This is a genomic window from Gordonia sp. (in: high G+C Gram-positive bacteria), from assembly GCF_049299075.1.
In the GTDB taxonomy this organism is placed as follows: Bacteria; Actinomycetota; Actinomycetes; order Mycobacteriales; family Mycobacteriaceae; genus Gordonia.
In genome coordinates this window covers 1-6,825 of sequence record NZ_JBAQWU010000489.1, presented here as the reverse complement: position 1 = coordinate 6,825, position 6,825 = coordinate 1, and the positions used below count along the sequence as shown (strand labels likewise).

Here is a 6,825-nt window from a genome sequence, read left to right as displayed (position 1 = left end):
CCGTGGCACTGGGGGCCGTGCTGCTGATCGGCGGACTGGTGAGCTCCGTCGTCTTTGCGGTCGGCCTGCAGCGGTCGAGCCATGAGCGTGACTTGCGTGCCGAGTACACGGCGTTTGCGCGTCAGGTCGTCGTGCAGATGACGACCTTGGACGCGGAGAACGCTGACGCGATGTACGAGCTGGCTTTGAAGAAGACCAGCGGGCGAGCCCAACAGGTATTCAAAGAGAACATGAAGACCGTGTCGGCGATGATCCGCGAGGCCGATGCGGTCACCAAGACGACGGTGATCACCGAGGCCGTCAGCGCGGCGGATGACACCGAGGGAACGGTGCTGATGGTGATCGGCTGGGAGAGCCGCGATAAGGCTGGCAAGCAGGAACCGCTGTATCAGACCTTCCGGTTCCGGGTCGGGATGACGCGGATCAACGACGAGTTGAAGGCGACGGATCTGGAGTTCGTGTGGTGAACGCACGTAAATGGTGGACCATCGGATTTGCTGCGCTGGTTGTCGCGGTGCTGGCAGTGACGGCAACCCTGGGTGTGCTGTTCGCGCAGGCCCGCGCCGTGGAAAATGCCCGCAATAGCGCGCTGGCCGCAGCGCAGCTGTACGTGCAGAAGATGTACTCGTTCTCGCCGGAGACGATCTCCGACAACATCACCTTTATGATGGCGCACCTCACCGGGGCGGCGAAGAAGGAGTACGAGAGCAACGTCGTCGATCACCGCATCGCCGATCAGACCAAAGAGCAGAAGGTTGTCGCAACGGTGACCGATCAGGGATCGGGCGTCATCGAGAACACCCGGAACACCGCCCGGATCCTGCTCTTCGTGAACCAGTCGGCAACTTCGGGTGCCAGCGGTGACATCGACGTGACCCCGGCGCGCGTCGTTTACACGATGGCGCGCCGCGGCTCGACCTGGTTGATCAACCAGGTCGAACTGATCAACGATGAAACCCTCCGCGATATGGTCGACGATGGCGCGGCGGGCGATGGACCGCGCGAATCAATCCCGGTGACCCCGCCGGCGACGACCGGCGAGGCCACTCCCGAGCAGCCTGCTCCCGAGCAGACCGCGCCTACCGGTTAGCTCGTGTAGCCCATCGGCATCAGGATCGCCTTGTGCTCCAGGTATGACTCGAGGCCTTCGCGGCCGTTCTCCCGACCGATTCCGGAGTTCTTGTAGCCGCCGAAGGGGGCGGACGGATCGATCGCGTACCAGTTGATGCCCATGGTGCCGGTGCGGACCTGCTTCGCGATTTCGACACCGCGCGGTACATCGGCGGTCCACACCGAGCCGGCCAAACCGTAGTCGGAATCGTTGGCGATGGCGATGGCCTCGTCGACGTCGTCGTAGGCGATGATGCTGATCACCGGGCCGAAGATCTCCTCGCGGGCGATCGTCATCTCGTTGGTGACGCCGGTGAAGATGGTCGGCCCGACCCAGTTGCGGCTGCCGATGTCCGGGCCGGCGACCTCTAGTACTGCCGTGGCACCGTCAGCTTTGCCGCGCTCGATGTAATCGGTGACCTTCGCGTGCTGGGCATCGTTGATCAGCGGACCGATTTTGGTTTCCGGATCGTCGGGCAGGCCGGGGGTGAAAGTGGCGGCGACGTCGACCATCGCCTGGACGATCTCGTCGTGCCGGGAGCGCGGTACCAGCACGCGAGTCTGGGCGACGCAGGCCTGACCGGAGTTGAGGATGCCGGAGAAGACCAGCATGGGGGCGGCGGCCGGCAGGTCCACGTCCTCCAGGACGATGGCCGCCGACTTGCCGCCGAGCTCCAGGGTGCAACGCTTCAGCAGTTCGCCGCAGCGGGCGGCGATGGACCGCCCGGCGGCGGTGGAACCGGTGAAGGAGATCTTGTCGACATCGGGATGCTCGACCAGTGCCTTACCGGTGTCGATACCACCGGGAACCACCGAGATCACGCCTTCAGGGATACCGGCTTCGGTGAAGATCTCAGCGAGCAGGTTAGCGTTCAGCGGTGTCTCCGGTGCGGGCTTGAGTACCACCGAACATCCCGCGGTCAGCGCCGGACCGAGCTTGTTGCAGAACAGGAAGAGGGGCACATTCCAGGCGATGATCGCGCCCACAACGCCCACCGGCTCGCGCACCACCAGGGATTCGCCGAACATGCCGTGACGGGTCTCTTCCCACGGGTAAGCGTCGGCCGCATCGGCGTACCCGTTGAGCACTCCGGTCCCCGCCAACTGTTGCAGGGTGGCGACGTCGCCCGGGGTGGCGCCCATCTCTGCCGAGATCAGCGCGCAGATCTCGCCGCTGCGTTCGTTGATGAGTTCGGCGGCACGGCGGATCACCGCAGCACGTTCGGCCGGAGGGGTATTGCGCCAGACTCCGGACTCGAACGACAAGCGGGCCGCGGCCACCGCGGTGCCCACGTCGGTGGCATCGGCGACGGGCACCGATCCGATCGTCTCGCCGGTGGCCGGAGACACCACGTCCAGGCGCTCGGTGCTGTGTGGCGCGACCCACCGCCCGCCGAGAAATAGCTGGTCGGTGTTGACGGGTGCGACGGTGGTCATGCGTGCTCCTAGATCGGGGGAGAGGACTCCCTCGATACTAGAACACGTTCTACCCGACCGCGGATCCTTCGACAGGCTCAGGAACCATCCTTCGACAGGCTCAGGAACCATCGTCGCAGGCGCCGACACGCATGCTCAGGGATGGCCGTTCGGTCGCTGGTGTCAGTCCTTGGCGGGGACGTCGAGGACGACGTCGAACTCCAGGAGGTCGGCGCCGGTGGCGACCGGCTTCTTGTTGCCGGCGTGCGCGGCGCGCGCATCGCCGTTCGCCCAGGCGTCGAAGCTCGCCTCATCGGCCCACTGGGTGATTACGAAGTAGCGGGCGTCGCCCTTGGTGGGGCGCAGCAGCTGAAAGCCGCGGAAGCCGGGCGCGTTCTCCACCGCGCCAGCGCGCGCAGCGAACCGCTTCTCGAGTTCGGGGCCCTGGCCCTGCGGGACATGAATCGCGTTGATCTTGACAATTGCCATGCCGATAACCCTACCGGTGCCGGGGTAGGCTCGGGGCCGTGGAAAACGAGGTCGGGCTGGTCGATCACGGCGTCGACGCGGCCGCCGCCGGTACCGGGAGCGGCCCGATCGTGCTGCTGCACGGTTTGATGGGCCGCGGCCGGACCTGGCATCGCCAGATCCCGTGGCTGCGGCGATACGGCCGGGTCTTCACCTTCGACGCCGCCTTCCACCAGGGCGCCGCCGCCGTGGGGGAGCCCACCGCCGACGACCTGTCGACCGAACGCTTCGTCGCCGATGTCGCCGAGGTGCTCACCTGGATCGACCTCGGTCCGGCAACGTTGATCGGGCATTCGATGGGCGGACTGCACGCCTGGTGCGCGGCCGCCCAGTATCCGGAGTTGATCTCCGGGGTCGTCGTCGAAGACATGGCGCCAGATTTCCGCGGCCAGACCACAGGCACCTGGCAGCCGTGGTTCACCTCGTGGCCGGAGCGGTTCGCCAGCCTTGCCGAGGCGACCGAGATGTTCGGGCCGATCGCTGGCCGCTACTTCTACGAGGCCTTCGACGACGGCCGGCTGCACGGTTCGATTCCGGTGTGGGCGGCACTCGCCGAAGAGTGGGGCTCGCGCGACTTCTGGACCCAGTGGGCAGCCGTTGAGGTACCTACGCTGCTGCTCGAAGCCGAATACACCGTGACCCCACCGGGGCAGATGGCCGAGATGGCGCAGCGCAGTCGGGCATCGACCTATCTGCGGGTGCCCGGTGCCGGACACCTGATACACGACGACGCCCCGGAATTGTTCCGGGGCGCCGTCGAGGCTTTCCTGTCGAAGAACAGGTTTAGTGCATGATCACCGGTGCCGGCGGGGTCGCACCATCGATCGCGACATCCTCGGCCATCACGTCGACCACCCGGCGCCGGGGCAGGAAGTACGCCGGGATCAAGCAGCAGGCCACCAGCACGGCGGCCACGATGAACGTGGTCGCGAATCCGTTCGCCGCATCGATCTTGGCGGCCTCGACCAGGTCGGCGGTCGGCTTCGGGGCGCCCGGAATGGACGACGACGCAGCCACCAGCGTCATGCGCGTACTTGCCGCCAGCAAGCCGGTGAAGATTACGGTGATCACAGCGGTACCGATCGACGATGCCGTCTGCTGAATCGCATTGAGCAGTGTTGAACCATCGGCCACCTGTGGGCCGCGCAGGGTGGCGAGCGCAGACGACATGATCGGCATCATCGTCATACCCATGCCCAGACCCTGGATGAACAGGGCGCTGCACAGCAGCACGTAATTCGGCTCGGCACCGACGGTCGTGAAGACCGCTACACCAATCGCGATCAACACCAGGCCAGCGAGAACGAACTTCCCGGGACCCATGCGATCGGTAAGCTTGCCGGCGATCGGCATGGAGAGCATGGCGCCAAGGCCCTGCGGGGCCAGCAACAGGCCAGCCATCATCGGCGTCTTACCGCCGACCAACTGGAAGTACTGCGGGTACAGCAGCCCGGCGCCGAAGAATGCGACCGAGAAGAAGATCATCGTGATCACCGAGATGGTCAGGGTGCGGTTGCTGAACAGGCGCAGATCCAGCAGCGGACTGCTGACCTTTCCGCGCAGGGCCCAGGCGACGAACGCCAAGATCAGTAGACCGCCGACGATCATGCAGATGTACACCTGCGGGTCATTGAACGTGCCCTTCTCCGCTGACGAGGAGATGCCGAACAGGAACAGTGCCAGGCCGGGGGACAGCAGCAGCAGGCCGATGATGTCGAGCTTGCGGCCGGGCGAGTTGTCGCCGCGGGGCAGAACGAACCAGGCGTAGACCAGGGCGATGATGCCCAGCGGGATGTTGATCAGGAAGATCCAGTGCCACGAGGCGATATCGATTAGCCAGCCGCCGAGGATCGGTCCGGCGATCGGACCGAGCAGCATCGGGATACCGAGCACGGCCATCACCGAGCCGAGACGCTCCGGACCGGCCGCGCGGGTCATGATCATCATGCCGATCGGCATCAGCAGGCCGCCGCCGAGGCCCTGAATCATGCGGAAGGCCACCAGCATGCCGATGCTGTCGGCCATGGCGCAGAGCACCGAACCGAGCAGGAAGAGCACCAGCGAAACCAGATACACGTTGCGGGTGCCGAAGCGGGACGCCGCCCAGCCTGCGGTGGGGATCACCGCAGCCAGGGCAAGGGTGTAGCCGGTCATCGTCCACGCGACAGTTGCCGGGTTGGTGACGTCGAAGTCGAGCATGAAGTCGACCTGGGCCACCGCGACGACGGTGACGTCCAGAATCGACATGATGGCGCCGAGGACGACAACACCGGCGACGACGAGAATGTCGCGCGACAGTTTGTCTGGCGCAGGCGCAGCAGCCTGTGTCATGGGGGTTCCTTAACTAGTAGAGATCAGTTCACGCAGCCGGGGCGCGGCGGGAGATAGTCGAGCGCAGCGGTGACGCCGTCATGGAGCCGGGCGCAGACCTCCGCGGGCATCTCGGCGAGAAGACCTTCGACGGCGCTGGCGTGCACTTGGAAGTGGGCTTCCAGCAGGCGCTGTCCGTCGGCGGTCAGCGAGAGCCGCTTCATCCGCCGGTCGTGGCGGTCCTCGCGCCGATCCACCAAGCCGGCCGCGACGAGGCGGTCGGCAGCACGGCCTGCGGCGGCCACCGAGAGCGCCACCCCGTCGGCTACCTCGTTCACGGTGGGTGGTTCGGCGCTGTCGCGCAGTAGAAAGAGCATGCGCAGCTGCGATACCGAGAGTTCGGTGGCAGCCAGGGTGTCCGCCGTGGTGGCATGGGTGGCGCAGAGAACGCGATCGATGAAGGCCGCCACGTCAGTGGCGGTCGCGTCGAGAACGTGATCGGGTGCGGACACGCCTGCAATAGTTACGCAGACGCAACTATTGCTGCAACACAACTAACGGTGACCTTGATCACCGGGCCGCCTATCGTGGGGGCATGACTGCAAAATCGCTCGACATCAAGGCCATTTCCGTGGAGTCGCTCAACGGATCGCCGATTAACCTGGCCGATTTTCCCGGCCCGCTACTCGTCGTCAATGTCGCTTCCAAGTGCGGTCTCACCCCGCAGTACGCCAAACTCGAGCAGCTCGCGCAGGACTATCCGACGCTGACCGTCGTCGGTGTCCCCTGCAACCAGTTCATGGGCCAGGAGCCGGGCTCGCCGGAAGAGATCGCCACCTTCTGTTCAGTCACCTATGGGGTCACGTTCCCGCTCCTGGAAAAAGTCGACGTCAACGGCGCCGGCCGGTCGCCCCTGTACGCCGCACTCACCCAGGCTTCGGACACCGACGGGGAGGCGGGGGACATCCAATGGAACTTCGAGAAGTTCCTGGTCGGCCGGGACGGTGACGTGCTCGCCCGGTTCCGTCCGCGGACCGAACCCGACGCACCGGAAGTGATCGCCGCCATTGAGGCCGCGCTGTAGGAACGTCCCGTCGTGGCTGCCGCGCGGGTACCGGTAGAGTGGCAGGCATGGCGCGTGTAGTGGTTGATGTGATGCCCAAGGCCGAAATTCTGGATCCGCAGGGCCAGGCGATCGTCGGGGCGCTGGGGCGGCTCGGCTTCTCCGGCATCGGCGACGTCCGGCAGGGCAAGCGGTTCGAGTTGGAAGTCGACGACAACGTCGATGATGCGGACCTTGAGCGCATCGCCGAAGAATTGCTCACCAATACGGTGATCGAGAACTTCGCCGTCCACCGCGTGGCCGAGTGACCATGGGCGCGAAGATCGGTGTCATCACCTTCCCGGGCACGCTCGACGACGTCGATGCGGCCCGCGCCGCTCGGCTCGCCGGAGCCGAGG

General features: G+C 65.7%; 8 protein-coding genes and 2 pseudogenes. 6 read left to right on the top strand and 4 right to left on the bottom strand.

Features of this window, described 5'->3' with window-relative positions; all coding sequences use genetic code 11:
* Both WAW85_RS15425 and WAW85_RS15420 read left to right on the top strand, forming a co-directional pair.
* A pseudogene (locus WAW85_RS15425) lies at positions 1-467 on the top strand (hypothetical protein); the annotation flags it as partial.
* Positions 464-1,090, top strand: a complete 627-nt coding sequence (locus WAW85_RS15420) for a hypothetical protein (protein ID WP_422560467.1) — start codon at positions 464-466, stop codon at positions 1,088-1,090. The pseudogene WAW85_RS15425 and the gene WAW85_RS15420, both read left to right, overlap by 4 nt.
* Here the strand turns inward: WAW85_RS15420 and WAW85_RS15415 are convergent.
* Together WAW85_RS15415 and WAW85_RS15410 are read right to left on the bottom strand one after the other, a co-directional pair.
* Positions 1,087-2,547, bottom strand: coding sequence for an aldehyde dehydrogenase (locus tag WAW85_RS15415; RefSeq protein WP_422560466.1), 1,461 nt, complete (start codon positions 2,545-2,547; stop codon positions 1,087-1,089). The two genes, WAW85_RS15420 and WAW85_RS15415, sit on opposite strands and share 4 nt — an antisense overlap.
* A gap of 162 nt (positions 2,548-2,709) precedes the next feature.
* The gene (locus tag WAW85_RS15410) at positions 2,710-3,015 is read right to left on the bottom strand and encodes an antibiotic biosynthesis monooxygenase family protein (RefSeq protein ID WP_422560465.1); all 306 of its coding nucleotides are present in this window, start codon (positions 3,013-3,015) and stop codon (positions 2,710-2,712) included.
* 38 nt (positions 3,016-3,053) lie between these two features.
* Between WAW85_RS15410 and WAW85_RS15405 the strand changes: the two genes are divergently transcribed.
* Positions 3,054-3,848, top strand: coding sequence for an alpha/beta fold hydrolase (locus WAW85_RS15405; protein WP_422560464.1), 795 nt, complete (start codon positions 3,054-3,056; stop codon positions 3,846-3,848).
* On the opposite strand, the gene WAW85_RS15400 is transcribed toward WAW85_RS15405, so the two are convergent.
* Both WAW85_RS15400 and WAW85_RS15395 read right to left on the bottom strand, forming a co-directional pair.
* Complete coding sequence (locus WAW85_RS15400; protein ID WP_422560463.1) at positions 3,838-5,385, bottom strand: DHA2 family efflux MFS transporter permease subunit; 1,548 nt, start codon at positions 5,383-5,385, stop codon at positions 3,838-3,840. The genes WAW85_RS15405 and WAW85_RS15400 overlap by 11 nt on opposite strands.
* Before the next feature lie 23 nt (positions 5,386-5,408).
* A complete protein-coding gene (locus WAW85_RS15395) occupies positions 5,409-5,876 on the bottom strand; it encodes a MarR family winged helix-turn-helix transcriptional regulator (RefSeq protein ID WP_422560462.1) in 468 nt (155 codons plus the stop codon).
* A gap of 83 nt (positions 5,877-5,959) precedes the next feature.
* Here WAW85_RS15395 and WAW85_RS15390 point away from each other — a divergent pair, with 83 nt between their 5' ends.
* The 3 genes and pseudogenes from WAW85_RS15390 to WAW85_RS15380 all read left to right on the top strand — a co-directional run.
* Entirely contained in the window at positions 5,960-6,448 is a 489-nt protein-coding gene (locus tag WAW85_RS15390; protein ID WP_422560461.1) for a glutathione peroxidase, read from the top strand.
* Positions 6,449-6,495: 47 nt separating this feature from the next.
* Entirely contained in the window at positions 6,496-6,735 is a 240-nt protein-coding gene (purS, locus tag WAW85_RS15385; protein WP_422560460.1) for a phosphoribosylformylglycinamidine synthase subunit PurS, read from the top strand.
* Positions 6,736-6,737: 2 nt separating this feature from the next.
* Positions 6,738-6,825, top strand: a pseudogene (locus tag WAW85_RS15380) (phosphoribosylformylglycinamidine synthase subunit PurQ); the annotation flags it as partial.